22 protein-coding genes and 2 riboswitches are annotated in these 26492 nt (G+C 62.5%); of the genes, 7 read left to right on the plus strand and 15 right to left on the minus strand.

Annotated features, from left to right (window positions below):
* Positions 1–62 precede the first annotated feature (62 nt).
* The 6 genes from VA599_RS05800 to gluQRS all read right to left on the minus strand — a co-directional run bounded on the left by VA599_RS05800 (position 63) and on the right by gluQRS (position 8394).
* Complete coding sequence (locus tag VA599_RS05800; RefSeq protein ID WP_346787912.1) at positions 63–623, minus strand: class I SAM-dependent methyltransferase; 561 nt, start codon at positions 621–623, stop codon at positions 63–65.
* Positions 624–913: 290 nt separating this feature from the next.
* Positions 914–3766, minus strand: coding sequence for an aminomethyl-transferring glycine dehydrogenase (gene gcvP / locus VA599_RS05805; protein ID WP_346787913.1), 2853 nt, complete (start codon positions 3764–3766; stop codon positions 914–916).
* 168 nt (positions 3767–3934) lie between these two features.
* The gene (gcvH, locus tag VA599_RS05810) at positions 3935–4321 is read right to left on the minus strand and encodes a glycine cleavage system protein GcvH (RefSeq protein WP_346787915.1); all 387 of its coding nucleotides are present in this window, start codon (positions 4319–4321) and stop codon (positions 3935–3937) included.
* 64 nt (positions 4322–4385) lie between these two features.
* Positions 4386–5474, minus strand: coding sequence for a glycine cleavage system aminomethyltransferase GcvT (gene gcvT / locus VA599_RS05815; RefSeq protein WP_346787916.1), 1089 nt, complete (start codon positions 5472–5474; stop codon positions 4386–4388).
* A gap of 41 nt (positions 5475–5515) precedes the next feature.
* Positions 5516–5614: riboswitch (glycine riboswitch) on the minus strand.
* Between the two features lie 14 nt (positions 5615–5628).
* Positions 5629–5719: riboswitch (glycine riboswitch) on the minus strand.
* 173 nt (positions 5720–5892) lie between these two features.
* Positions 5893–7176, minus strand: coding sequence for an amino acid permease (locus tag VA599_RS05820; RefSeq protein ID WP_021478574.1), 1284 nt, complete (start codon positions 7174–7176; stop codon positions 5893–5895).
* A gap of 333 nt (positions 7177–7509) precedes the next feature.
* Positions 7510–8394 (minus strand): tRNA glutamyl-Q(34) synthetase GluQRS, encoded by an 885-nt coding sequence (gene gluQRS / locus VA599_RS05825; protein WP_346787993.1) that lies wholly within the window; start codon positions 8392–8394, stop codon positions 7510–7512.
* A 104-nt stretch (positions 8395–8498) separates the two neighbouring features.
* Here gluQRS and fdxA point away from each other — a divergent pair, with 104 nt between their 5' ends.
* Positions 8499–8822, plus strand: coding sequence for a ferredoxin FdxA (fdxA, locus tag VA599_RS05830; RefSeq protein WP_021478572.1), 324 nt, complete (start codon positions 8499–8501; stop codon positions 8820–8822).
* Positions 8823–8890: 68 nt separating this feature from the next.
* Here the strand turns inward: fdxA and cheD are convergent, their stop codons facing one another.
* The 9 genes from cheD to VA599_RS05875 form a co-directional block, all read right to left on the minus strand.
* The gene (cheD, locus tag VA599_RS05835; protein ID WP_021478571.1) at positions 8891–9502 is read right to left on the minus strand and encodes a chemoreceptor glutamine deamidase CheD; all 612 of its coding nucleotides are present in this window, start codon (positions 9500–9502) and stop codon (positions 8891–8893) included.
* Positions 9499–10575: a protein-glutamate methylesterase/protein-glutamine glutaminase gene (locus VA599_RS05840; protein WP_346787917.1), complete on the minus strand. Its 1077-nt coding sequence runs from the start codon at positions 10573–10575 to the stop codon at positions 9499–9501. Before VA599_RS05840 ends, cheD begins: the two co-directional genes overlap by 4 nt.
* Complete coding sequence (locus VA599_RS05845) at positions 10572–11468, minus strand: CheR family methyltransferase (RefSeq protein WP_346787918.1); 897 nt, start codon at positions 11466–11468, stop codon at positions 10572–10574. Before VA599_RS05845 ends, VA599_RS05840 begins: the two co-directional genes overlap by 4 nt.
* A 26-nt stretch (positions 11469–11494) precedes the next feature.
* On the minus strand, positions 11495–14710 hold the full coding sequence (locus tag VA599_RS05850) for a methyl-accepting chemotaxis protein (protein WP_346787919.1): 3216 nt from the start codon (positions 14708–14710) through the stop codon (positions 11495–11497).
* Between the two features lie 27 nt (positions 14711–14737).
* Complete coding sequence (locus VA599_RS05855) at positions 14738–15238, minus strand: chemotaxis protein CheW (protein WP_021478567.1); 501 nt, start codon at positions 15236–15238, stop codon at positions 14738–14740.
* Positions 15239–15254: 16 nt separating this feature from the next.
* Entirely contained in the window at positions 15255–17507 is a 2253-nt protein-coding gene (locus tag VA599_RS05860) for a chemotaxis protein CheW (RefSeq protein ID WP_346787920.1), read from the minus strand.
* 27 nt (positions 17508–17534) lie between these two features.
* Positions 17535–17900 carry a response regulator gene (locus tag VA599_RS05865; protein WP_021478565.1) on the minus strand — a complete coding sequence of 122 codons (366 nt, stop codon included), beginning with the start codon at positions 17898–17900 and terminating at the stop codon, positions 17535–17537.
* Between the two features lie 522 nt (positions 17901–18422).
* The gene (locus VA599_RS05870; RefSeq protein WP_031296840.1) at positions 18423–18737 is read right to left on the minus strand and encodes an STAS domain-containing protein; all 315 of its coding nucleotides are present in this window, start codon (positions 18735–18737) and stop codon (positions 18423–18425) included.
* Positions 18738–18802: 65 nt separating this feature from the next.
* On the minus strand, positions 18803–19960 hold the full coding sequence (locus VA599_RS05875; protein WP_234004433.1) for a sensor histidine kinase: 1158 nt from the start codon (positions 19958–19960) through the stop codon (positions 18803–18805).
* 177 nt (positions 19961–20137) lie between these two features.
* Here VA599_RS05875 and VA599_RS05880 point away from each other — a divergent pair, with 177 nt between their 5' ends.
* Genes VA599_RS05880 through VA599_RS05905 form a run of 6 tightly spaced genes read left to right on the plus strand, consistent with a single transcriptional unit; the run spans position 20138 to position 26482 of the window.
* Positions 20138–21091, plus strand: coding sequence for a chemotaxis protein (locus tag VA599_RS05880; protein WP_021478562.1), 954 nt, complete (start codon positions 20138–20140; stop codon positions 21089–21091).
* A gap of 39 nt (positions 21092–21130) precedes the next feature.
* Positions 21131–22072, plus strand: coding sequence for a chemotaxis protein (locus tag VA599_RS05885; protein WP_021478561.1), 942 nt, complete (start codon positions 21131–21133; stop codon positions 22070–22072).
* Between the two features lie 51 nt (positions 22073–22123).
* Entirely contained in the window at positions 22124–22519 is a 396-nt protein-coding gene (gene cheY / locus VA599_RS05890) for a chemotaxis response regulator CheY (RefSeq protein WP_021478560.1), read from the plus strand.
* 44 nt (positions 22520–22563) lie between these two features.
* On the plus strand, positions 22564–23322 hold the full coding sequence (gene cheZ / locus VA599_RS05895; RefSeq protein ID WP_031296839.1) for a protein phosphatase CheZ: 759 nt from the start codon (positions 22564–22566) through the stop codon (positions 23320–23322).
* Positions 23323–23364: 42 nt separating this feature from the next.
* Complete coding sequence (locus VA599_RS05900; protein WP_346787921.1) at positions 23365–25242, plus strand: chemotaxis protein CheA; 1878 nt, start codon at positions 23365–23367, stop codon at positions 25240–25242.
* A 16-nt stretch (positions 25243–25258) separates the two neighbouring features.
* A complete protein-coding gene (locus VA599_RS05905) occupies positions 25259–26482 on the plus strand; it encodes an EAL and HDOD domain-containing protein (RefSeq protein WP_021477766.1) in 1224 nt (407 codons plus the stop codon).
* Positions 26483–26492 lie beyond the last annotated feature (10 nt).

The raw sequence follows: 26492 nt of genomic DNA on the forward strand, positions 1-26492 counted from the left end.
TATGCATTCCCGCAATGAGAAACAGGGCTGACGCCCTGTTTTCTTGGTTTGCGATCGCGCGCTCAGGCGGCCTGCTTATGAGCGAACAGCCTGGCCATGCTGTGATGGTGCGGATGCCCATGGCTGAGATCCAGCGCGAACTCCTCCTGGTAAGCCAGAGGCGTCAATCCGGAAAACTGGTCGCGCAACTCGCCCGGCTGGTAGTAGTGGCGGACATAAGCCGCGGTCTCGCTGACGTCCCCGCCCGTTCCGGCGCAGCCGGGGTCGTCCACCATGAACACCGCGGCGAACAGATAGCCGCCCGGCTCCAGCCCTTCCATCATCGCCTGGGCCAGCCGCTCGCCGGCGGCGGCGTCGACATGGTCCAGCGCGGTATAGGCGACAATGATGCGGTAACGCTGCGGCTCGATTTCCAGCTCAGTCAGATTGACCACCTTGCCGCTGACATCCAGGCGCCGCCTATCGGCCTGCTCGCCCATCTTGGACACGGCCTCGGACGACTCGTCCACGCCGAACATGGAGAATCCCCGGTTCGCCAGGTACAGCGCGTTGCGTCCCTGGCCGCAAGCTAGGTCCAGCCCCCTGCCGCCTCCGCCCACGCCGTACTTCTCCAGGAAATACATCAGCGACAGCGCCGGCCTGTCACCGTAAAAGGAGTCGTTTCCGCGATAGAAAGCATCAAAATTAGCGACACACATTTCCACTCACTCCCGCTTGTCTCTTGCCCCAGATATGCGCCTGCGCGCCATCCCCGCAGGCCGCTTTGCATCCCCCTTAGTGATAGTTCGCACACGAACGTATGACTACTTAGTTATTATTTCTAAGTATTTACCCTTACACATTTATCAGACATAAAAAAACCCACCGGCTAAAACCGGCGGGTTGAGGCTGAACCGACGAGGCCGGCAGGCGGTTACGCGTAGTTTTCCATGCCCGGGCAACTGCATACCACGTTGCGGTCGCCGTAGACGTCGTCGATTCGGTTCACGCTCGGCCAGAACTTGTTTTCCAGCACATAAGGCAGCGGGAACAGGCCCTGCTCGCGGCTGTACGGGCGGTTCCAGTCGCCGGCGATGTCGGCCTTGCTGTGCGGCGCGTTGCAGAGCGGATTGTTGTCCGCCGGCCATGCGCCGCTTTGCACCTGGTCGATCTCGGCGCGAATGGAAGCCATCGCCGCGATGAAGCGGTCCAGCTCGGCCTTGGGCTCGGACTCAGTCGGCTCGATCATCAGCGTGCCTGGCACCGGGAAGCTCATGGTCGGCGCGTGGAAGCCGTAGTCCATCAGGCGCTTGGCCACGTCCACTTCGGTCACGCCGGAGGCGGCCTTCAGCGGGCGCAGGTCGATGATGCACTCGTGCGCGACGCGGCCATTGGCGCCGGTGTACAGCACCGGGAAGTGCTCGGCCAGGCGGGTGGCCAGGTAGTTGGCCGACAGCAGCGCGTTCTCGGTGGCCTGTTTCATGCCCTCGGCGCCCATCATCGCGATGTACATATAGGAGATCGGCAGGATGGAGGCCGAGCCGAACGGCGCGGCCGACACCGCGGTCTGGCCTTCCACCGCGCCCGGCACCGGTGCCACCACGTGGTTGGCGATGAACGGCGCCAAGTGGGCTTTCAGGCCGATAGGCCCCATGCCCGGTCCGCCGCCGCCGTGCGGGATGCAGAAGGTCTTGTGCAGATTCATGTGCGACACGTCGGCGCCGATGTCGGCCGGACGGGTCAGGCCCACTTGGGCGTTCAGGTTGGCGCCGTCCATGTAGACCTGGCCGCCGTGGGCGTGAACGATCTCGCAGATCTGTTTGATGCCCTGCTCGAACACGCCGTGGGTGGACGGATAGGTGATCATCAGCGCGGCCAGATTGGCGGCGTGCTGCTCGGCCTTGGCCTTCAGATCGGCCACGTCGACGTTGCCGGCATCGTCGCACTTCACCACCACCACCTGCATATTCATCATCTGCGCGGTGGCCGGATTGGTGCCATGCGCCGACTGCGGGATCAGGCAGATGTCGCGGTGGCCTTCGCCGCGCGACTCATGGTAGCGGCTGATCGCCAACAGGCCGGCGTATTCGCCCTGGGCGCCGGAGTTGGGCTGCATCGAGATCGCGTCGAAGCCGGTGATCGCCTTCAGCTGCGTTTGCAGACCTTCGATCAGCTGCAGATAGCCGACGGTCTGCTCGCGCGGCGCGAACGGGTGCATATTGGCGAATTCCGGCCAGGTGATCGGGATCATCTCGCTGGTGGCGTTCAGCTTCATGGTGCAGCTGCCCAGCGAGATCATCGAGTGGTTCATCGCCAGGTCGCGGTTTTCCAGCTTCTTCATATAGCGCAGCATCTCGTGCTCGCTATGGTGGGTGTTGAACACCGGGTGGGTCAGGATGGCAGATTCGCGCTTCAGCGCCGCCGGGATGGCGTCCTGGGCAGCGGCGTCCAAGGCGGCGATATCCGCCGGCTTGCCGGTGAACAGCTCGATCAGCTTGGCCAAGTCGGCTTCGGTGGCGGCCTCATGGAAGGCCACGCCCAGCACGGTCTTGCCGACGCGGCGCAGGTTGTAGCCGGCGGCCAACGCGGCGGCGTAGATGGCGTCGGCCTTGGGGGCGTCCACCTGCACGGTGTCGAAGAAGCGGTCGAAGACCAGCTTGCCGCCGGCCTCTTTCACCGCGTGGGCGAAGATGGCGGCCAGGCGATGGATGCGGGCGGCGATGCGCTGCACGCCTTCCGCGCCGTGGTAAACGGCGTACAGGCCGGCGATATTGGCCAGCAACACCTGGCTGGTGCAGATGTTGGAATTGGCCTTCTCGCGGCGGATGTGCTGCTCGCGGGTTTGCAACGCCATGCGCAGCGCGGTCTTGCCCTTGGCGTCGATGGACACGCCGATGATGCGGCCCGGCGCCGAGCGCTTCATCTCGTCCTTGAACGCGAAGTAAGCTGCGTGCGGGCCGCCGAAGCCCATCGGCACGCCGAAGCGCTGGGTATTGCCCAGGGCGATGTCGGCGCCCATTTCCGCCGGCGACTTCAGCGCCACCAGCGCCATCACGTCGGCGGCGACGGCGACCACGCCGCCCTTGGACTTGATAGCAGCGATGTGCGGGGTCAGGTCGATCAGATCGCCCGCTTCGCCCGGATACTGGAACAGCGCGCCGAAGTAGTCGCCGTTGCCGGCCTCTTCCGGATGGCCCTGCACCAGCTCGAAGCCGAAGTACTTGGCGCGGGTCTTCATCACGTCCAGCGTCTGCGGCAACACGCGGCTATCGACGAAGAAGCTGACGGATTTGGACTTGGACACGCGCTTGGCCATCGCCATCGCCTCGGCGGCGGCGGTAGCCTCGTCCAGCAGCGACGCGTTGGCCATTTCCAGGCCGGTCAGGTCTATCACCATCTGCTGGAAGTTCAGCAATGCTTCCAGACGGCCCTGTGCGATCTCGGCCTGGTACGGGGTGTAAGCGGTGTACCAGCCCGGGTTCTCCAGCACATTGCGCAGGATGACGGTGGGCGTCAGCACCGGATAGTAGCCCAGGCCGATGAAGGATTTGTTGACCACGTTCTTGGACGCTACCGCCTTCAGCGCGGCCAGCGCCTCGGCTTCCGGCTGCGGCGAGGGCAGATCCAGGCGGCGGTTCAGGCGGATGTCGGCCGGCAGGGTCTGGTCGACCAGCGCGTCGATGGACGGCAGGCCGACGGCGGCCAGCATCTCGGCGCGCTCGGCGTCGGACGGGCCAATGTGGCGGGCGATGAATTCGTGGCGATTGAAGAGTGCAGCAAGAGACATACAAAACCTTTCTTTTGCCACGAAAACCACGAAAGAACACGAACTGCATGGCGTCAAGCGCGCAGAGCCCCGTCAAAGAAGCAATATCGCACGTTTGCCTGTTTCGTGTTTTCCGTGGTTTTCGTAGCCAAAAAAAAGCCCCTGTCTGACGACCAGGGGCGTATCACATCAGGCGCCGATTTCCTTGGCGTAGGCGGCGGCGTCCATCAGGCCGTCCAGATCCGCGGCGTTGGCCGGCTTGATCTTGAAGAACCAGCCGTCGCCGTACGGATCGCTGTTGGCCAGCTCCGGCTCGCCTTCCAGCTCCTCGTTGACGGCGAGCACTTCGCCGGCGATCGGACAGTAGACGTCGGAAGCGGCCTTCACCGACTCCACCACGCCGGCCTGCTCATCCTTTGCCAGATTCTCGCCGGCTTTCGGCAGCTCGACGAAGACGATGTCGCCCAGCAATTCCTGCGCGTGCGCGGTGATGCCCACGGTGACGGAACCGTCGGCTTCCAGGCGCAGCCACTCGTGGCTGTCGACGTATTTCAGTTCGGCGGGAATGTTGCTCATCTTGAAGTTCTCCAGCTTAAGATCAGATCAATGGTGACGGCAGTCGCCTCAAGGCGCTGCCCGATTATTCGAAAACTTTCTTGCCGTTGCGCACGAAAGGCATCTTCACCACGCGCACATCGGTCAGCGTGCCGCGCAGATCCACCTGGGCGGCGGCGCCGGTGGCGGCCGGCACGCGGGCGATGGCGACGGAATGCTTCAGCGTCGGCGAGAAGGTGCCGCTGGTGATCACGCCTTCGCCCACGCCCTCCACCACCACCTTCAGGCCTTCGCGCAGCACGCCGCGGCCTTCCAGCACCAAGCCCACCTGCTTCATCTTCACGCCGGCGGCCTTTTGCGCCTCCAGCGCCTCGCGGCCGTTGAACTTGCGCTCGGCCGGCTCCCAGGCGATGGTCCAGCCCATGCCGGCTTCCAGCGGCGACACGGTCTCGTCCATGTCGTGGCCGTACAGATTCATGCCGGCCTCCAGGCGCAGCGTGTCGCGCGCGCCCAGGCCGATGGGAGAAACGCCGGCGGCTTGCAGTTGATTGAAGAAAGCGATGGCCTGGTCGGCCGGAACCATGATTTCCAGGCCGTCTTCGCCGGTATAGCCGGTGCGGGCATAGAACCATTCATCCTGCGGCAGACCCTGGAACACTTTCAGCGCGCGGATGGCGTCGGCCAGTTCCGGCTTCACGGCGCAGACTTTGTCTATGGCTTGCGGGCCCTGCACCGCCAGCATCGCCAGATCGCGGCGCACCTTCAGCGCCACGTCGAAGCCGGCCTTCTGGCTCTCCATCCAGGCCAAGTCTTTTTCGGTGGTGCCGGCGTTGACCACCATGCGGTAGCCGTAGGAAGTGAGATAGACGATCAGGTCGTCGACGACGGTGCCTTCCGGGGTCAGCATGCCGGAATACAGCGCCTTGCCCTCGAAGCCGAGCTTGGCAACGTCGTTGGCGATCAGTTTTTGCAGCCAGGCTTTGGCGTCGGAGCCGGTGATGTCGACCACCGTCATGTGGGAAACGTCGAACATGCCCGCGTCGGTGCGGACAATCTCATGCTCTTTCAGCTGGGAACCATAATGGATGGGCATTTCCCAACCGGCGAAATCGACCATCTTGGCGCCGGCGGCGAGGTGGGCTTCATACAGCGGAGTACGTTTCGGGGCCGTCATGGCGCGGTTCCTTCGAGCAAAGTGTGGATATCCTCTATCAACCACACCCCTCTGTCCCTGCACCTGAGATTTTCCGGCCGGATAAGCCGTTAGCCCCTTCGGTGGACGCCGCGCGGGCGCCGCTCTCCAGATTGCGCGAACCGGCTGCCGCCGGCCCGATGATACAGTCCTTTTGCCTGAGCGATTGCGGGTGCGCTTGCGCCTTCGGCGGCGGCCGAAAAGCCGCTCTCTCCTGTATGATCCGGCGATTATGGTGTCAATATCCGGGCCTTGGCAAGCCAATATTATTTCTATATCAAACAGTCTGGATAAATGTTTTTCAAGGAAAAAAACCGCTCATTTTCATGCATCAAAATGGTTCGAAAACGAAAAAAGCGCAGGCTATCGCGCTGCGCTTTTTCGCTCATCGGGACACCGGTCAATCTCCAGCGAACCGCTCCTTCAACTGCCAGACATAGATGGGCAGACCCATCAGCAACAGCAGCATGCCCCACATCACGATGTCGGCGCCGGAGCCGTACAGCGCCCACAGCGAATAGACGAAGCCGATGCCGGCGAAGAAGCCGGGCGCGACGTAATCCTTGGGCGAGAACTCCTTGCCGCGCATCAGCATGATCGCGATCAGCGCCATCGAGCAGAAGGCATACGGCAACAGCGTGGTGGCGGTGGCCAGCAGGATGATGAACTCGAAGATCTTCACGCCGCTGTCGCCGCCGGCATACTTCATCGCCATCAGAATGGTGACCAGCGCGCTGGACAGCACCAGGCCGAAGATGGGCACGCCGGCCGCGTTGCGCTGGTCGAAACGGCTGGGGAACAGGCCATCCTTGGCCGCGGCCGCCGGCACGTGCGCCTGCATCAGGCTCCAGCCGTTGAGCGCGCCGAAGCAGGACACCACCGCGCCGAAGCCCACCAGCCAGTAGCCCCAGTCGCCCCACATCAGTTTGGCCGCGTCGGCGAACGGCGCCTGCGAAGCCGCCAACGTATCCGCCGGCATCAGGCCCATCAACGACACCGTGGACAAGATATAAAGCACGGTGGCCAGCAAAGTGCCGATCACGGTGGCGCGTGGGATGGTCTTCTCCGGCTCCACCACGTCGCCGGCCGGCACCGATGCCGACTCCAGGCCGAGGAAGGCCCACAAGGTCAGCGCCATTGTCGCGGACAACGAAGACAGCAGCGGCTTGTTGTGCGGATTGAATGCCAGGTTTTCCGGCTGGAAATGGAAGAAGCCGATGAAGGTGACCGCCGCCAACGGCAGCAGCTTCAGCAGCGTGGTCACCACCGCCACCACGCCGGAGCTGCGCGCGCCGCGGCTGTTGATCCAGGTGACGATCCAGATCAGGCCGATGGCGACCGCCCCCGCCAGCGGCTCGTTGTGCCCCAATACCGGGAAAAACACCTGCATATAGCTGGTGGCCGCCACCGCCAGCGCGGCGTTGCCGGCCCATAGCGCGATCCAGTAGCCCCAGGCGATCCAAAAGCCGGCGAAATCGCCGAAGCCCGCGTGGATGTAGGCGTAAGGTCCGCCCTCGCGCGGCAGAATGGCCGACAGGCGGGCGAACACCAGCGCCAGGCAGATGGCGCCGCAGGAGGTCAGCAGCCAGCCCAGCATCGACACGCCGCCGAACGGCGCCAACGAGGCCGGTAGCAGGAAAACGCCGGAGCCTATCATATTGCCCACCACCAGGGCGGTGCACATCCAGACTCCGAGCGAGCCCTTCTTTTGAGTGGAACTGTTTTCGTTCAAACCTGACTCTCCGTGGGAACGAAAGCATCGCGCGCCGGGATAGTCACACCCGGCGTCAGACATGCGGAAAAGGTCAAAACCGCATCGACAGGCCTATGGGCCATGGCTTCAAGATAGCCGAAGCCAGAACGCTCGGCTGCGCCGCAACCGGGTGCGGCCTGCCGCCGCGCCAAAAAAAGGGCGCATTAAAACACAGTTTTGACGTAAAAACATGTCGCATTGACGATTTTTTTCATCAAAAAACCGTTAGCAGGCAGATGCTTATGTCATTAACGTGGAAAATCGTCAGGAATGAGGAAGTTGCAAGGGGCCGGCCGGCACGCGGCTCAATGACCAATTCGCCGCCGCCCAGCGCCACAGATCGTCCAGGCTCTCGCAACCCGCCGGCGGGACATGGCCCAGCAGCTCAAGCGCCGCGCGCAACTGCCGCGCGGCATCGCCAGTCGATATCGCCGGCGCCAGCGTCTGCTTGGACAATTTCTCGCCGGCTGCGTTGGTCAGCACCGGCAGGTGGCAATAACCTGGCGCGGGCAGGCCGAGCGCGTCGTAAACCGCCAGCTGGCGCGGCGTGGACACCAGCAGATCGGCGCCGCGGACGATGTCGGTGACGCCCTGCTCCGCGTCATCCACCACCACCGCGAGTTGATAGGCCCAGAAGCCGTCGGCGCGCAGCAACACGAAATCGCCGATGTCGCGCGCCAGGTCCTGCCGGTACGCGCCCTGCAGCCTGTCGTCCACCACCCGCTCCCCTTCGGCCACGGCCAAACGCCAGGCCCGGCCCTCGCGGCCGCCGGGGCAGCCGCGCCGGCAGGTGCCCGGGTAAACATAGCCATCCAAGCCGCGCCGGGCATGCGCGGCGATTTCCTTGCGGGTGCAGCAGCAGGCGTAAGCTTGGCCGGAGGCGGCCAACCGTTCCAGCGCGGCGCGGTACAAGCCATGGCGGCGGCTCTGGTACGCCACCTCGCCGTCCCACTCGAAGCCGAAAGCCTCCAGCGTGCGCAGGATGTCGTCGGCCGCGCCCGGCACCTCGCGTGGCGGATCCAGATCCTCCATCCGCAGCAGCCATTCGCCGCCGCGGCTGCGCGCTTCCAGGTAGCTGCCGACGGCGGTGCTGAGCGAGCCCGCGTGCAGCAGGCCGGTGGGACTGGGGGCGAAACGGCCCCGGTAGATCGCATTGGACATCTTGAGGAATTTGCCGGAGCGTCAGAAAGGAAATTTACCGCTAAAATGACGATTATCCCGAATCACGATCCAGCCTTACTGAGGATACACGAATGGCGTACGTTGTAACCGATGCCTGTATCAAATGCAAATACACCGACTGCGTCGAGGTCTGCCCGGTCGACTGCTTCCGCGAAGGCCCCAACTTCCTGGCGATAGACCCGGACGAGTGCATCGACTGCTCGCTGTGCGTGCCTGAATGCCCTGTCAGCGCCATCTACGCTGAAGACGACGTGCCCAAGGACCAGCAAGGATTCATCGCGCTCAACGCGGAACTGGCCAAGAACTGGCCTAGCATCGTCGAGCGCATCGATCCGCTGCCCGACCACGCGGACTGGGCCGACGTGAAGGACAAGCTGCCCCATCTGGAACGCTAACCCGCATTCCGCTCAAAACCAGAGGCGGCCTTCCGGCCGCCTTTTTCGTTCCGGGCCCGCTCGCCGGCTCAGATGAACAGATCGATGTCGCCGGTCCTGGCTCCTTCGTTCTGATCCACGATGCGGCCGCGATACGGCTGCTCTTGCTTGATCGCCGCGCTGGTGCGCTTCAATTTCTTGATCAGCACCTTGCCCGTCTCCGTGAAGAAATACACCTTGCGCGCGTACTCCCCCAATAAATCCTCGGCCAAGATGGGAATCTGCTCGTTGGCCAGGTAGGTGCGGATGAAATGGCTGTTGCGCTCCCCCACCCTGACCATCGTCATGCCGTCCAGCACATTGCCGGCTCCGAAAATCTTGGCCTCCAACCGGTTGCGCATCGCGCCGAGCTTTTGCATGTCGGTGATCAGCAACTCCATCGCGTTGACGCCGAAGCGGGCGGCAGACGCGCCGGAACCCAGCTCCAGCGAGCCTTCGGGCAACAAAAAGTGGTTCATGCCGGCCACGCCGGAGAGGCGGTCGCTCAGGCATACCGATACGCAAGAACCCAGCAGCGTCACCAGCAGCCTGGGTTGGTTGGTGGCGTGGAACTCGCCGGGAAACACCTTGACCGCCATGATCTGGAAATGCTTGTCGTAGTACTGGTGGCTGTAGCTGGGCGCCGGATCGGCATGGCTCATGTAATCGCCCCTTCGGCGTGGCCCTGCAGGCACTCGACCACCTTTTCCGCCAACCGGCTCAAAGGATGCACATGCATCACCGCGCCTATCTTGAACGCCTCGCGCGGCATGCCGTATACCACGCAGCTGGCCTCATCCTGCCCGAAGGTGGCGGCGCCGGCGTGGCGCATCTGCAACAAGCCTTCCGCGCCGTCCTTGCCCATGCCGGTGAGGATCACGCCGATGGCCTTCTTGCCCAACAGCCTGGCCGCGGATTCGAACAAGGGATCCACCGCCGGGCGATGGCGGTTGACCCTCTCCCCCTGGTCCAGCGCGATCCGGTAACCGCCGCCGGCGGCCGGGGCCACCCGCATGTGGGAGTGGCCCGGCGCGATGTAGGCGACCCCGGGCCGCACCGCCTCGCCCTCCTCAGCCTCCTTCACCCGTATCGGGCATAGCCTGTCCAGGCGCATCGCGAAAGTGAAAGTGAAATGCTCGGGCATGTGCTGAACGATCAGAATGGGCGGTCCATCGGCCGGCATGCCCATCAGAAAGTCCTTGATCGCCTCGGTTCCTCCGGTAGAGGCCCCGACGAATACCAGCACATCCTTTCTCAGCGGCGCGGCCACTCCCATCCTCCTCGCCGACCTCGGCGGGAGGAAGCGGCGTGGTTGTCTCAACCTGGCCTCGGCGGCCGCTCTGAGCTTCTCGCGTATGTCCTCCGCGTATTCCTGCATATGCCGCGCGATGTCGTTGGCCGGTTTGTGGATGAAATCGACGGCGCCGATCTCGAGCGCCGCGAGCGTGGTTTCCGATCCCGCATCGGTGAAGGACGAGATCATCAGCACCGGCGTCGGCCTCAGCCGCATCAGGCGGCGCAGGAACTCCAGCCCGTCCATCCGCGGCATTTCCACATCCAGCGTCACCACGTCGGGATTGGTTTCCCGTATTTTCTCCCGGGCGATGATGGGATCGGCCGCCGTCGCCACCACCTCCATGTCCGGCGCCTCGTTGACGATGGCGGTCAGCAGGCTGCGCACCAGCGCAGAATCGTCGACCACCACCACCCGTATCTTCCTGCCCGCCGCGCTCATTCGCCCTCCTCCCCTGCGCCAGGGCGCGCCAGCCGATAGGTGGTTCTGCCGCACCCGGCGTAGGCGTCGGTCAGGTGCGTGATGCTTTCCGAATGCCCGAGCATCAGCAAACCATCCGGCCTCAGGCAGGCTGCCAGCCGGTTCAGGATAGCCGCCTGGGTGGGCTTGTCGAAATAGATCATCACATTGCGGCAGAAGATCGCGTCGAAACGGCCGATATCCGGCCAGCTTGGCGCCACCAGATTGAACTGGAAGAAGGACACCGCGTCCCTCACCTGCCGCTTGAGCCGGATCATGCCCTCGTTGCGGCCCACGCCCTTGTCGAAATATCGCCGGAGCTGGGCGTCGGACACCTTCTCGGCCCGATCTCTGGCATAAACGCCATGCGCAGCCTGCTGCAACACATTGGTATCGATATCGGACGCCAGCAGTTGAAAGGCCCCGCCGCCGGCCTCCCGCCACAGTTCGAGCAAGATGATGGCGATCGAGTACGGCTCCTCCCCGGTGGACGAAGCCGCGCTCCACACCCTGAGCGTTTCACCGCTTTTCCGGCGCGCCCGGGCGTGCTCGCGCAGAATGTCGAAATGATGGGACTCCCGGAAGAACGAGGTCAGATTGGTGGTCAGCGCATTGATGAAACCCTGCCACTCGTCGCTTTCCTCGCTATGCTGCAACAGGTCCAGGTAATCGGAAAAGCTGCGCAGCCCGCGCGAGCGCACCCGCTTGGACAGTCGGGCATACGCCATATGGGTCTTGGAATCGCTGAGCGAAATGCCTACCCGCTGATAGATCATCTCGCGGACCCGCTTGAAGTCGTTGCGGGTGAACTTGAGTTCCGTTTCGTCGGCCATGCCGCATCCCCCCGCGCAGCCGCCATCGCGGCGGCTGCGCATCCCATGTCCAGCCAATCTTCAAGTCCTCAGAACTCCTCCCAGCCGTCTTCGCCGTCTTTTTGCGGCTGGATGGGTTCGATCGCCTTGGGCTTGATCTGGTAGCGGCCAGGATGCTGGCTGGCTTTGCGCTCCACCGCTCCAGCCAAGCCTATCTGCGGCAGCGCTCCGCCCGCCGGGCGAGAAGCCAGCCTGGGCGCGACGGGCGGCTTGCCGTGCAATGGCTTGTCGTCCAGCTTGAACACCGCCACCGCGTCGGACAGATAACGGGCCTGCTCCTCCAGCGACTCCGCCGCCGCCGCCGCCTGCTCGACCAGCGCCGCGTTTTTCTGAGTGTTCTCGTCCATCTGGGTGACGGCGAGATTGACTTGCTCGATGCCGGAGCTCTGCTCCATCGACGCCGCCGAAATATCGCTCATGATGTCGGCGACGCGACGGATCGACACCACGATCTCGTTCATCGTGCGGCCGGCTTCATCCACCAGCCGGCTGCCGGACTCCACCTTGTCAACCGAGTTGCCGATCAGCGACTTGATCTCCTTGGCCGCAGCCGCGGAACGCTGCGCCAGGTTCCGCACCTCGCTCGCCACCACCGCGAAACCCCGGCCCTGCTCCCCGGCCCGCGCGGCCTCCACCGCGGCGTTCAGCGCCAGGATATTGGTCTGGAACGCGATGCCGTCGATCACGCTGATGATGTCGACGATCTTCTTGGCGCTCTCGTTGATCTCGTTCATCGTCGACACCACGTCGCCGACCACCTTGCCGCCGCGCGCGGCGATGTCCGACGCGCCGGTGGCCAGCGAATTGGCCTTCCTGGCGTTTTCCGCGTTCTGTTTAACGGTGCTGGTGATCTCCTCCATGCTGGACGCGGTTTCCTCCAGGCTGGCCGCCTGCTGCTCGGTGCGGTTGGACAGATTGGCGTTGCCGGCTGCGATTTCCTTGGCCGCGGTGTTGATCGCGTCGGTGGAGTCCTTGATATTGGTGACGATCTCCAGCAAACGCTCGACCGTGGTGTTGCTGTCCGCCTTCAATTGGCCAAACAGGCCATCGTAATCGGCGCTGATGGTCTTGGTCAGATCGCCGCCCGCCAGCGCGCCCAGCACGTTGGCGATATCGTTCAGGCCGCGGCTGGTGACATCCAGCAACTGGTTGATGCCCTCGCCCAGCAGGCGGAAGAAGCCCTGCTTGCCTTCCGCTGCGATCCGCTTGCCGAACTCGCCCGCCGACGCGGCTCTGACGATCTCCGACACCTCGCGTTCGATGTCCACCTCGGCGGTGCGGTCCTTCCATTCCACCACCGAACCCAGGCGCGCGCCGTCGGCGTCGAACACCGGATTGGCCACCAGCGAGAAGGTCCGGCCCGCCACCTGGATTTCAGTGCGATAGGTGGAGCGCAAATTGGCCAGCAGCTCGCGCTGATGGGCCGGGCTCTTGTGGAATTCGTCGATGGTGGCGCCTATCAGCCGGCGCACGTCGAAATTGGGCAGCGCCTTGCGCAAATCCGACTCCACCCCGCGCAGCATGTCGGTCACGCTGTGGTTCATGTAGATGATCTTGCGCTCGTTGTCGGCAATCATCACATTGGTGGTGCAGTTGTCGAGCGCGCTGCGGATGCGCGCATTCTCGCCCGCGACGCGGGCCGCCTCGACCGCCCTGGCATCCGCCTCGGCCTGCAAGCGCAGCGTCTCGGTGTTGTCCTGCCACTCGACCACCGCGCCCAGCCGTTCGCCCTCTGCATTGACGATGGGCGACAGGATCAGGCTGAAAGTCCGCCCGCCGACCACGATGGATGAACGGTGCGTGCTTCTGACCTGCTGCAACACACCGTGCTGGTAAGATGGATTCTTGTGGAATTCGTCTATCTTGCCGCCCAGCAACCCGGTGGCCGAGAAGCGGGGAATTTCGCGCCGGATGTCGGCTTCCGCCTGCTGGAACATGCTCAGCACCGCCTGGTTGGCGTAGATGATGTGATGGGTCTCGTCCGCGATCATCACATTGGTGGTGCACACGTCCAGCGCGCTGCGGATGCGGGCGTTCTCCGCCGCCAGCTTGCTTGCCTTTTCGGCGCGCAGGTCGGCCTCGCGCTTCAGCCTGAGCATCTCGGTATTGTCCTGCCACTCCACCACATCCCCCAGACGCTCTCCCTTAATGCCGATGATGGGCGTCAGGATCAGGCCGAAGGTGCGGCCGCCGACGGCGATGGATGAGCGGTGCGTCTCCCTCACCTGCTGCAGCAGGCCCCGCTGATACGACGGGTTCTTGTGGAAGTCGTCGATATTGCTGCCGATCAAGCCGGCGACCGAGAAACGGGGAATGTCGCGGCGGATGTCGGCCTCCGCCTGCTGGAACATTTTCAGCACCGACTGGTTGGTATAGATGATGCAATGGTCCTCATCCGCGATCATCACATTGGTGGTGCAGACATCCAGCGCGTTGCGCACCCGCAGGTTTTCCCGGGCATGCGCGACCACCTCGGCCAGACAGGCCAGCAGGCTGCTCCGATCGCCCGGCCGCACCTGGAATTCGGTACGCACCTCGCCGTCGGCCAGTTCGCGCAGCACGGCGGCCAGCAATTGCGGATCGCCGCCGAACTGCCGGTCCAGCGCGCGGCGCAACAGCCAGGCCAGCGCGGCGGCCAACAACAGCAGCGCGGCACCCATGCTGATCAGCTCGTTGCTTATCATCCCGGCGGAAACGGCGCCGTCCTCGGGCGCTACGTTGGCCGCCTGCTCGCCTTCGAAGCGGGAGTACTGGGCGATGGCGTCCTGATACTTGATCGCCGCCGGCCACAGCGCGGTCGACAGGTAGCCGCTCGCCTCCTCCGTCTTTCCGCCCGCTAGCAACTGGCGGTAGGCGGCGATCTGGTTGCGCAGCGGGCCGTCGAGATTGCGAGCCGCATCCAGCCTGGCCTTGGCGTCGGCGGAAGCATGCGCCGACAGGCTGTTGAGTCGTCCGGTCACGCCGTCCAGCGCATTGTCCAGCGGCGTTTGGGCCGCGCGCTGCGCCGCCAGCTCGGCCCCGGGCAGCAAGCCGCCCAACTGCCGCACCAGCAATTGCGATGCCTGCTGGGCCTGGCCGGCCAGCGCCAACTGGCTGATCCGCGCCGCCTGGCCGCCGGCCAGATCGTCGGCGGCGCCCTGCAGGCGGTGCAGCTGCGCCTGGGCAAGATACAGGGCGGCCGCCATCGCTACCATCAGCAAGCCGATACCCAGCGTCAACTGCTGCTTCAACTTGATGTCGCTCATGCTCTCCTCCCTACTCGGTACCCGGCTTCAGGCCCGGGCAGCCACTTCGTCGGTCAGCGCCATTTCCTCGCTGCGCATCAGACGCTCGATATCGACAACGATGATCATCTGCTCCCCCACCGTGCCCAGCCCCTCGATATAGGCGGTATCGACGGTCGAGCCGAATTCCGGCGGCGCGCGCATCGCCCCCTCGCCCAGCTGGATCACATCGGACACGCCGTCCACCACGATGCCGACCGTGCGCTTGCCGATATTGAGGATGATCACCACGGTGAATTCGTTGTAATGCGGCTCGCCCAGTCCGAACTTGAGGCGCAGGTCGACGATGGGCACGATGCTGCCGCGCAGGTTGATCACGCCCTTGATGAACTCCGGCGCGTTGGCGATGCGGGTGACCGTGTCGTAGCCGCGTATCTCCTGCACCTTGAGGATGTCCAGCCCGTACTCCTCGTTGCCCAGCGTGAACACCAGCAGCTCTCTGGCGCCCTCGCCCCTCGCCTGGGCATCGCTCAGATTGTCCAGTTGCATATCGCGTCTCCGGCTGTCATTCCGCGGCGGCCGCCATTTGCGCGGCCGATCCGCGCAGGCCGCCGTTGCTGCGGGCGATGGTGGAAATATCGAGGATCAGCGCCACCTGCCCATCCCCCAGTATCGTGGCGCCGGACAAGCCATCCACCTTGCGGTAGTTGGTTTCCAGATTCTTCACCACGAACTGCTGCTGCCCGATCAGATCGTCCACCAGCAAGGCCACCCTGGCGCCGGACGCCTCCACGATCACCAGAATGCCCTCGTCCGCCCGCTGTCTGGCCGTGCCCACATTGAAATACCGCCCCAGCGCGACGATAGGCAGGTATTCGCCGCGGATGTGCACCACTTCGCCGCGTCCGGCCACCGTCTTGATCGCCGCCGGCTCCGGCTGCAGCGACTCCAGGATGAAGCCCAGCGGCAATACGTAGATCTCGTGCCCCACCCTAACCGACATGCCGTCCATGATCGCCAGCGTCAGCGGCAGCCGTATGCTCATCGTGGTGCCGACATCGGCCATGGAGTCGATCTCGATCCGGCCGCCCATGTTCTGGATGTTGCGCTTGACCACGTCCATGCCTACGCCGCGGCCGGACACGTCGGTCACTTCGGCCGCGGTGGAGAAGCCGGCCTCGAAGATCAGTCCCCACACTTCGGCATCGGACATATTGTCGCTGACCGGCATGCCGCGCTCGCGCGCCTTGGCCAGGATGCGTTCGCGGCTAAGCCCCGCGCCGTCGTCGCTGACCTCGATCACAATGCTGCCGCCCTGGTGGAAAGCCCGCAGCGTCAGCCGGCCGGCCGGCGACTTGCCCTTGGCCACCCGCGCGTCCGGCGGCTCGATGCCGTGGTCCAGGCTGTTGCGCACCAAGTGGGTCAAAGGGTCGGATAGTTTTTCGATGAAGCCCTTGTCCAGCTCGGTGTTCTCGCCCACCATTTTCAGGTCGATCTGTTTCCCCAGCTTGCCTGCCAGATCGCGGACTACGCGGGGGAAGCGGTTGAACACGAAGGCGATGGGCGTCATGCGGATGGACATCACCGCTTCCTGCAGTTCGCGCGAGTTGCGCTGCAGGGAACTGATGCCGTTGAGCAGGCGTTCATGCTCCACCGGGTCCAGCGCGCTGCCGGACTGCATCAGCATGGACTGGGTGATCACCAGCTCGCCCACCAGATTCAGCAGCATGTCAACTTTCTCGATATTGACCCGGATCGAGTTTTCGCCCGCGGCCGCGACCCTGTCCGGCTGCGGCCGCGCCGGCGCTGCCGGCTTCGCCTCCGAAGGCGTTGCATCAAGCGCCTTTTCGACGCCCACGCCCGGCGCGCCGCCGAACAAGCCGAAGCCATCGCCATCGACATCCTGCGCGCCGTCCCCGCCCGGAGCAGTCAGCGGTTCGAACAGCCCGAAACTGCCATCGCGCTCCATCTGCGCCAGTCTCCTCGATCTGGAGTCTCCATCTGGCGCATGCTGCCTGGGCAGCGGTTCGAACAAGCCGAAACCGCCATCCTCGTCCATATAGGACACACCTCCCGCCGTCGCACGCTTGCCTGGCTCCACGCGATCATCCGGCAGGAAAAAGCCGTACTCATCCCCTCCTTCGCCGCCACGGTCCACACTGACGCGGAACTGCTCCGGCGACAGCGTGAACGCCAGCGACTCGGCGACCTCGTCCGCGGCCAGAGACGAGGTGAATACCGCTACCCAAGGCAGCTCGTCATCCAGCCGGCCCTCCTGCACGATGGTCAGATCGCCCTGCGCCGCCAGATTCGCCAACAAGGGATGGATATCCTGGCCAGCAGCTGGCGTCAGTTCGAGAAACAGCGTCCATAGCGACTCCGCCGCCTGGATGGTTTCCTGCGCGGACGCCGGGACGCTGATTTCCGCCGCCCGGCCTTCGATCTCTTCCAGGCGCCGTTGAATTTCGCCCTGCCGCTCGCCATCCAGCGCCTCGCCGTTTTTATACGCGGCCAGCATCGCCTGCAGCGCGTCTTTCGCCTGCAGAAAGGCATCCACCATCTGCGCGGTCAGTTCCATCGCGCCTTTGCGCACCCTGTCCAGCAGGTTTTCCAATACATGAGTCAGTTCGGCCATCTCGGCGAAGCCGAAAGTGGCGGCGCCGCCCTTGATCGAATGGGCGGCGCGGAATATCGCATGAAGATCTTCTTGTTCCGGCTGAGCCACATCCATCGCCAACAGAAGCGACTCCATCGTGGCCAGATGCTCTTCCGCCTCGTCGAAGAATACTTGGTGAAACTGGGACATATCGATCGTCACAATCGTCCCCTCTTGGCGATGGCCGCGTTAGCCGACCAGGCGCTTCACGACGTCCAACAGCTTCTGCGGATCGAATGGCTTGACCAGCCAGCCGGAAGCGCCAGCGGCTCTGCCCAGCGCCTTCATCTGATCGCTGGACTCCGTAGTCAGCATCAGGATAGGGGTGGCGTTGTAGGAAGGTTGCTTGCGCAGCGAACGGATCAGCGTCAACCCATCCATGCCCGGCATGTTCTGGTCGGTCAGAACCAGATCGAACTGCGTGCCCTGCGCCTTGCTCAAGCCCGCATTGCCGTCCACCGCCTCCGCCACGTCATAGCCGGCGCTCTTCAGCGTGAAACTGACCATTTGGCGAATCGACGCGGAGTCGTCCACCGTGAGAATTTTCTTAGGCATGGCGTTCCCGCTATCGAGAGACTCCAGTTGAAATACACATGGCCCCATGCGCACGGCTTCCAGCGGACCAGCCGTGCCGGCTCGGGCAATCATCGGGATCGTGCCCGGTCCGGAGAGCAAGCAGCGGCCTGCCAACACAAGCTGGCGCGCCACCGCAATGTCATCAATCCTCAACGGAAATATCGGAATAACACAATGAGGCGGTCTCGCCATCCGTCTCCCCGAATGGATAACCGAGCGCCTCGAACCTGCTGTCGCCTTTAATTACGTGATCAACCATAAAGACGGGTGAATCAAGCGGCACATGCTGAAAATCAAGAGTTTTGCACGGATGGCATGTCTCAGCGACAGAAAACAGGCATTCCCGGCAAAACCTAAAGCCGCTAACCTGCAGCCGCGAGAATGCTCTGGCTGCGCCATAAAGCGCCTCTGGCCCTGGGCCCGAAGCCCGGCTAGACCACTAGGAAGAAACGCTCGCGCGCCGCTCAAGCATGCCGACGGCGGCGCAAGCGATGGTCATGCTCAGGCCGCCGGCCGGATCGTGAACATCTTGTTGAAGCAGGCGATCTCGAAGACCTGCATCACCGCTTCCCGGCAATTGACCAGCACCATCGTTTTCTTCTGTCCCGCAGCCCGCTCCTTCAACAGCAACAACATGCCCAGCGCGGAGCTGTCAAGAAACGGCACCTGATCGAAATCGACCTGGATTTCCTGAACATCGGGGGTGTCCAGCAATTCCTGGCTGGCTTGGCGGAATTCCTTGTGCAGGTTGAAATCAAACTGCCCAATCAGCACCATCTTCCCGACACTCCCCTCTACTTTGACTATCGGTCTCATCACTGATCCTCGGCTTTCCATAGGTTCGCTGACAAATTGAACGGGCGCCTCCGCCGCATCCGGCCTCACTTCCGGGATGCCGGCAGCCGCAATTCGAAACAGGCGCCGCCCGCCACCTTGTTGTAACAACGTACACTCCCCCCCAACTCTTCAGCCACCTTCTTCACGATCGCCAGTCCCAGGCCAGTTCCACCGGGACGCTGCGTGAAGAATGGTTCGAAAATCCGCTCCAGCACCGCGTCATCCACCCCCGGGCCATCGTCATCGACACAGAATACGACGTCATCGCCATCGGGGGCCACCGCCAAACCGACCCTTCCGCCGGGCGACGCGAACTGCAAAGCGTTTTCCAGCAGATTGATCAACGCTCCCTGCAGCGCCTTGCGGTCTATCAAGACCGTTATGGCAGAATCGGCAGGCAGATTGCAATCAAAAAACACACCTTTGTCATGACATTGCGGCGCCAGCACCGCGCAAACATCCTCCAGCAGCGGAGCCACTTTCGCCGTCTCCAGCGACGACACCTGGCCGCGCACGAACCCCAGCATGTTCTGGATCAGCCCCTCCAGCGCCCGCATCCGCGCCAAGCTCTTGTCGACAAAGCGCGCCCGGTCTTCCGGACGGGGAATATCCTGCTTCAAGTTGGCCGTATACAACATTGCGCTGGCCAGCGGCGTGCGCAGCTGATGCGCCAGTGATGCCGCCATGCTGCCCATAGACGCCAGATTCTGCTGCTGAGCGAGCTCGCTATTGAGTTGATGCAGCCGGGTCACGTCGTGAATAAGCACAATTCGCCCGCCCGACGCCGGCAGGTCCTGATACTGCAGCGTCAAGCGCCTGGACTCGCCATCTCCGCCCAGAGCGAAGCTGCCATCCGCTTCCTGACTCAGCAAGCGTCCCAGCAGGCCGCTCCACTCTTCTCCTATATAACAACCACTTAGCAGAGACTCCGCCGCCAGATTCTCAGCAGTCACCCGGCCCTCCGGCGATAGCTCCACCACGCCTGCCGGCAGCATCTTGAGCAATGACGCCAGTCGTTCGGCGAGCTCGGCATTCTCATCGCGCTGTTTTCGCAACTGACTGTTCGCCTCATCCAGCTGGGCGTTCAAAACATTGACCTGAACCTCAAGTTGTCTATATGCATCAATGAGTTGACTGGAAACCGCATTGAACTGTTCGAACGCGGCCTCGAGTTGCTGCTGATCCTTCAGGCTTGAAACCATAGTAGGCATCGCTTCACTGTCATTTGTAAAAACCACTTAAACGGTATGATAATGATCAGCCCATAGCGCGCCAACATGCAGTTGACGTCGCCAAGAGCAAAAAAAAACGGGAAAAACCAATATCTGGCGTATAAAGGGAAGTAGTGCGCCATTCCAAAAGATGCTGTGGAGGTTTCTGTGTCAGAGCTTCTCAAAAAAATCGACGCCAGAACCAAACTGGCAGGCACCAACAAGCTGGAAATCCTTCTGTTTTCCTTGGGGCATGACCAGCGTACCGGTCGCAAAGAAATTTTTGGTATCAACGTATTCAAGGTCCGCGAAGTGATGCGCACCCCGGAGATTACCTCCGCTCCGGAAATGCCCTCTTCAGTGGAAGGCATGGTCAGCCTGCGTGGCGCGCTGGTTCCCGTGATCGACTTGGCCAAATACTCCGGTATCGTGACCAGCAATCGGCCGGAAATCATGATCGTTACCGAGTACAACGGTCATACCCAGGGTTTCCTGGTTGAAGCCGTGGACACCATTCTGCGCCTGGATTGGTCTGCGATGCGCGTGCCGCCGGACATGATCACCAACCGCATGGCCGGCCTGGTGACCGCTGTCACCGAGCTGGACAACGGCACGCTGGTGATGATGATGGACGTGGAAAAGGTGCTGGCGGAAACCAGCATCATCGACGACGGCCACAGCTTCATCAATATCGAGCCGGTCAAGGAAGACCGCCGCATCTTCTTCGCCGACGACAGCGCAGTCGCCCGCAAGCAGATCGAGCGCACGCTGGAAGTGATGAACATCCGCTACACCTCGGCGATCAACGGCATGCGCGGCTGGGAAGATCTGCAGAAGATGGCTCAGCAGGCGGAAGCCGCCGGGCGCAAGCTGTCCGACGAGCTGCACCTGGTGCTGACCGACGTGGAAATGCCCGAGATGGACGGCTATATGCTGACCAAGATGATCAAGAGCGACCCGCGCTTCGCCGGCATTCCGGTGCTGATGCACTCCTCGCTTTCCGGTTCGTCCAATCAGAAGCTGGGGGAATCTGTCGGTGTGGATGCCTATGTATCAAAGTTTGAACCGCAGAAGCTCGCCAGCAAGCTGCGCCAGATGCTGAAACTGGAACCCAGCAACTAACAGGCCTTCTTCAAGATTTTCAAGGGATAGGGATACGACATGCCTAGCACCGACGCCTCCTTGCTCGCCAGTGTTGACGCCAGGACCAAGCTAGCCGGCTCCAACAAGATGGAGATTCTGCTGTTCTCGCTGGGAACGCGCGAAACATTCGGCATCAATGTGTTCAAGGTGCGCGAAGTCTCGCAGACGCCGACCATCACCAAGACGCCCAATATGCCGTTCGGGGTGGAAGGCGTGCTGTCGTTGCGCGGCAATATCATCCCGGTGATCTCGCTGGCCAAGTTCATCGGCCATGACCACGGCGGCAGCAAGTTCGACACGATGATCGTCACCGAGTTCAACAAAAGCACGCAAGCTTTTCTGGTGGACTCGGTTGACCGCATCATCCGCGTCGATTGGGACAAGGTGCGGGCGCCGGAAAACATCATGGCGGCAGCCGGCACCAATCAAACCCTGATCACTGCGGTTACCGAACTGGAAAATGGCAAGCTAGTTTCCATTCTGGACGTCGAACAGATCCTGGCCAGCGTAGTCGGCGAGCCCCGGCTGCCCGATGTGCCCACTGCCCAGCTGGAAACCGACCAGTACATCTTCTTCGTCGACGACTCGGTGGTCGCCCGCAAGGAAATCACCGGCGTGCTGGAAAAGATGGGCATCAAATTCCAGCAGGCGACCAATGGCCGCGAAGCCTGGGATCGCCTGCAGGTGCTGGCCGGCCGAAACTGGGCCGATGGAGAATGCCTGCACGACTACCTGAAAATCATTCTGGTCGATGCCGAAATGCCGGAAATGGACGGCTACGTGCTGACCAAGCTGATCAAATCCGATCAGCGCTTCAAGGGCATTCCGGTGATCATGCACTCGTCGCTGTCGTCCAACGCCAACCGTGCGATGGGCTCCAGTGTCGGGGTGGATTCCTACGTTGCCAAGTTCGACCCGGGCGTACTGGCAGAAACTTTGATTCCATTCCTGCAAAGGTAGTCGCTACAATGTGCGCCTTGATGGAACATAGATAATTCAGGATATACCTCGATGTCAGACAAGAATATGCGATTCCTGGTCGTGGACGACTTCTCCACCATGCGCAGAATCGTCCGCAACCTGTTGAAAGAATTGGGTTTCACCAACGTCGACGAGGCCGAAGACGGCCAGGTCGCGCTGCACAAGTTGAAAACCCAAAGCTTCGACTTCGTCGTCTCCGACTGGAACATGCCCAATATGACGGGCATCGAGCTCCTCAAAGCAGTGCGGGCGGATCCCCAACTGAAGCATCTGCCGTTCATGATGATCACCGCCGAGGCCAAAAGAGAAAACATCATCGAGGCGGCCATGGCTGGTGCCAGCGGCTACATCGTAAAACCGTTCACCGCCGCCACCATGGAAGAGAAGATGAGCAAAATCTTCCAGAACATGAACAAACCAGCCTGAGCATCGCGCAAGGTTGCCCGCATTTGCATTGAGGAGGATTGAACGTGCCGGACCATATTATGGAGAACGGAGACTCGCCGGAACTGGAGGCGCTGTTCAACAGCATCGCCCAGCAGCAAGGTAGCGAACCCGAACCGCCCGCCGCTGCCGCCCCCGCGGGCGAAGAGGCTGGTGCCAAATTGTTCTCGAGCGAGACCAGTCCTTCGACGATGTATGAGCATATCGGACAGATGACCCGCAAGATGCACGACGCCCTGCGCGATCTGGGCTACGACAAGTCGCTGGAAAAAGTGGCTGAAACCATTCCCGACGCGAAAGACCGCTTGGCCTACATCGCCACGCTGACTGAAAACTCGGCGGAACGCGTGCTGAACGCCACCGATATCGCCAAGCCATTCCAGGACAAACTGGAAAGCCAGGCCGCGGCGCTGAGCGAGCGCTGGGAAAAGCTGTTCGCCAATCTGCTGAGCATCGAAGAGTTCAAAAACCTGGCAGCCGAAACCCAGCTGTATTTGAAAGACGTGCCCAATCAAACCCAGGCTACCAATGCCCAGCTGCTTGAGATCGTCATGGCTCAGGACTTTCAGGATCTGACGGGCCAAGTGATCAAAAAAATGATGGGCATGGTCAAGATCCTGGAAACCGAGTTGGTCAGCTTCCTGATTGAGTTCTCCCCCGATGAAAAGAAGGGAGAGCTGAATACCAGCCTGCTCAACGGTCCGGTCATCAATCCGGAAGGCAGGACCGATGTGGTGAACAGCCAGCAGCAAGTGGACGACCTGCTGGAAAGCCTGGGCTTCTAAAGCAACGCAAGCAAGACAACGCAGAACGCGTGGGGTGGAAAAATGAGCGAATTTGGCGGCATGGAAGAGTTGCTAGGTGACTTCCTGATGGAGTCTACCGACCTCCTGTCCGATGTGGACAACAAGCTGGTCGAACTTGAAAAGCGCCCGGAAGACAAGGCTCTGCTCAATGACATCTTCCGCGGCTTCCATACCATCAAGGGCGGTGCAGGTTTCCTCAACGTCATCCCGATGGTGAATTTGTGCCACCGCACGGAAAACCTGTTCGACAAGCTGCGCAACGGAGAAATGCACATCACGTCGGAAGTGATGGATGTGATCCTCGACGCCACCGGCATTGTCCGCGACATGTTCGGCACGCTGGGCCAAGGCTTGATGCCCGGCGACGCGGACGCCCGCGTGCTCGCCGCGCTTGACGCCGCGTTGGCCGGCCAGCCCGTCACTGCAGAAGCTCCAGCGGAGCCCGCCGCCGCGGCACCCGCACCCGCAGCGCCTTCCGCTCCCGCCGGCAACGGCCCCGACTGGAATCAGCTGTATCAGGCCGTAGCCCCGGCCTCTGCCGCTCCTGCCGCGACGCCCGCAGCGCCCGCGCCCGCTGCAGCCCCGGCCGCAGCAGCTCCGGCCCCCGCCGCCCAGCCGCCTGCAGTCGCAAAACCGGCGCCCAAGCCCGCCCCCGCCAAAACCGGCGGCGGCCCGGCCGCCAGCGGCCCGCAGGAAAACACCATCCGCATCGATACCGTGCGCCTGGACATGGTGCTGAACCTGTCCGGCGAAATCGGCCTGACCAAAAACCGTCTGACCACGCTGCGCACTGAAATTCTGCAAGGCAACCGCGACACCAACACGCTGCGCTCGCTGGACGAAGCGATCAGCCAGTTGGACCTGCTGGTCGGAGACCTGCAAAACGCGGTGATGAAAACCCGCATGCAGCCGATCGGCCGCTTGTTCCAGAAATACCCGCGCTTGGCGCGCGATCTGGCTCGCCAATTGGGCAAGGAAGTGGAGCTGGTATTGTCCGGCGAGGAAACCGAGCTCGACAAGACCATGATCGAAGATCTGAACGATCCGCTGGTCCACTTGGTCCGCAACGCGGTCGATCACGGCATCGAATCTCCCGAGGAGCGCATCGCCGCCGGCAAAAAGCCGCAGGCGCTGGTTCAGCTGACCGCGGAGCAAGTGGGCGATCACATCCTGATCGAGATCACCGACGACGGCAAGGGCATGAACCCGGACGCGTTGCGCCGCAAGGCGATCGAGAAGGGACTGATCGATCAGGAAACCGCCAACTCCCTCGACGAGAAGCAATGCCTGCAGCTGATCTTCCTGCCCGGCTTCTCCACCAAGGACCAGATTTCCAGCGTGTCCGGCCGCGGCGTCGGCATGGACGTGGTGCGCACCAACATCCAGAAGCTGAACGGCCGGATCGACATCAGCTCGGCGGCGGGCGAAGGCACCCGCATCAGCATCTCGCTGCCGCTGACTTTGGCCATCTTGCCCGTACTGGTGGTCCGCGCCTGCAACCAGCCGTTCGCCGTGCCGCTGGCGATGGTTCGCGAAATCATCACCATCGACGGCAGCGCCATCCAGGAGGTGTCGGGCAAGCCCACCATCGTGGTGCGCGACGAAATCCTGCCGCTGAAGACCCTGGCCAGCCTGCTGAGCTGGGAGCCCACACAGAAGCCTTACTTCGGCGTACTGATGCAGTCCGCGGAAAAATCCTTCATTCTGGCAATCGATTCTTTTGTCGGCCGTGACGACGTGGTAATCAAGCCGTTGCAGAACATCCGCCCGAAAGGCGTGGCCGGCGCCACCCTGTCCGGCGACGGCTCCGTCGTGCTGGTACTCGACATGGAAGATCTTCTCGCCTCCAGCGAGAGCAACAATACCCAGGCGCGGACGACGGATATGATTGCCACCTAAAACACAGGGTGCAGTGATGACCACCAACACCGCCTTCATCGGAAGGCAGCCGGTACTGAACCGCAACCAGCAGCTCATAGGTTATGAGCTGCTTTTTCGTCCCAACGGGGATGCGGTCGGCGTCGGCCGCCACACAGAGCTTCAGGCCGACACCGACGTGCTGGTCAACACGCTCAACAATATGGGCACCAGCTGGCTGATCGGCAACAAGCTGGCCTTCATCAACGTCGGCGAAACCATGCTCAACAGCGACTTTCTGGAGCTGCTGCCGCCTCGCCGCATCATCCTGGACCTGTCGCCCCGCATCGTGCCCAGCAACGAGCTGCTGTCCCGCGCGCGCCATCTGCGCTCAATGGGTTTCGGCATCGCGCTGGACGACTTCAGCTTCGAGTCGCCAGCCGCCGCCTTTCTGGAGCTCGCCAACTACGTCAAGCTGGACATACAGACTCAGGACACCACCCGCTTCCAGATGCTGGCCGCGCGATTGCGGAGCTATCCGCTGATCCGCATCGCCGAACGGGTGGAAACCCACGCCCAATTCCACCTGTGCAAGGAACTGGGCATGGACGGCTTTCAGGGTTATTACTTCGCCCGCCCCGAAACGCTGGCGGCAAAGGTGATTCATCCGGCCTTCAGCAACACGCTGGAGCTGCTGAACCTGCTGCGCATAGACGCCGACATCCGCGACATCGAGCAGGTGCTCAAACGTGACGTCGCCCTATCCTATAAGCTGCTGCGCTACGTCAACTCCGCCGCCGCCGGCCTCAATACCACGATCAGCTCCTTCTCCCATGCCGTCACGGTTCTGGGTTACCAGAAACTCTACCGCTGGCTGACCCTGTTGCTGGTGACCGCCTCCGACGACAACAACGCCCCACCCGCCCTGCAAAAGACCGCCATCACCCGCGGCCGCTTCATGGAGTTGCTGGGCGTGGAGCTTGGCGAGCGCCACGACGTCAACGACAATCTGTTCATCGTCGGCCTGTTCAGCCTGCTGGATGTGCTGTTCGACATGCCGATGGACAAGATCATCGAGCATCTGCAGCTTCCGCCCCAAGTCATGGACGCCCTGCTGCACGAGCGCGGCGCGATCAGCCTCTACCTGAAGCTGGCCCGCGCCTGCGAGGATGGGGAAATGGACGGCGTGCCGCAATTGTGCGACCAATTGGGCCTGTCCAGCGAACAGCTGAACCAGGCGCACATCTCCGCGCTCGCCTGGGTGGAGGAACTGGGCTTATAATTCCCTGCCT

It is taken from the genome of Chromobacterium indicum (assembly GCF_039708975.1).
Taxonomy (GTDB): Bacteria; Pseudomonadota; Gammaproteobacteria; order Burkholderiales; family Chromobacteriaceae; genus Chromobacterium; species Chromobacterium piscinae.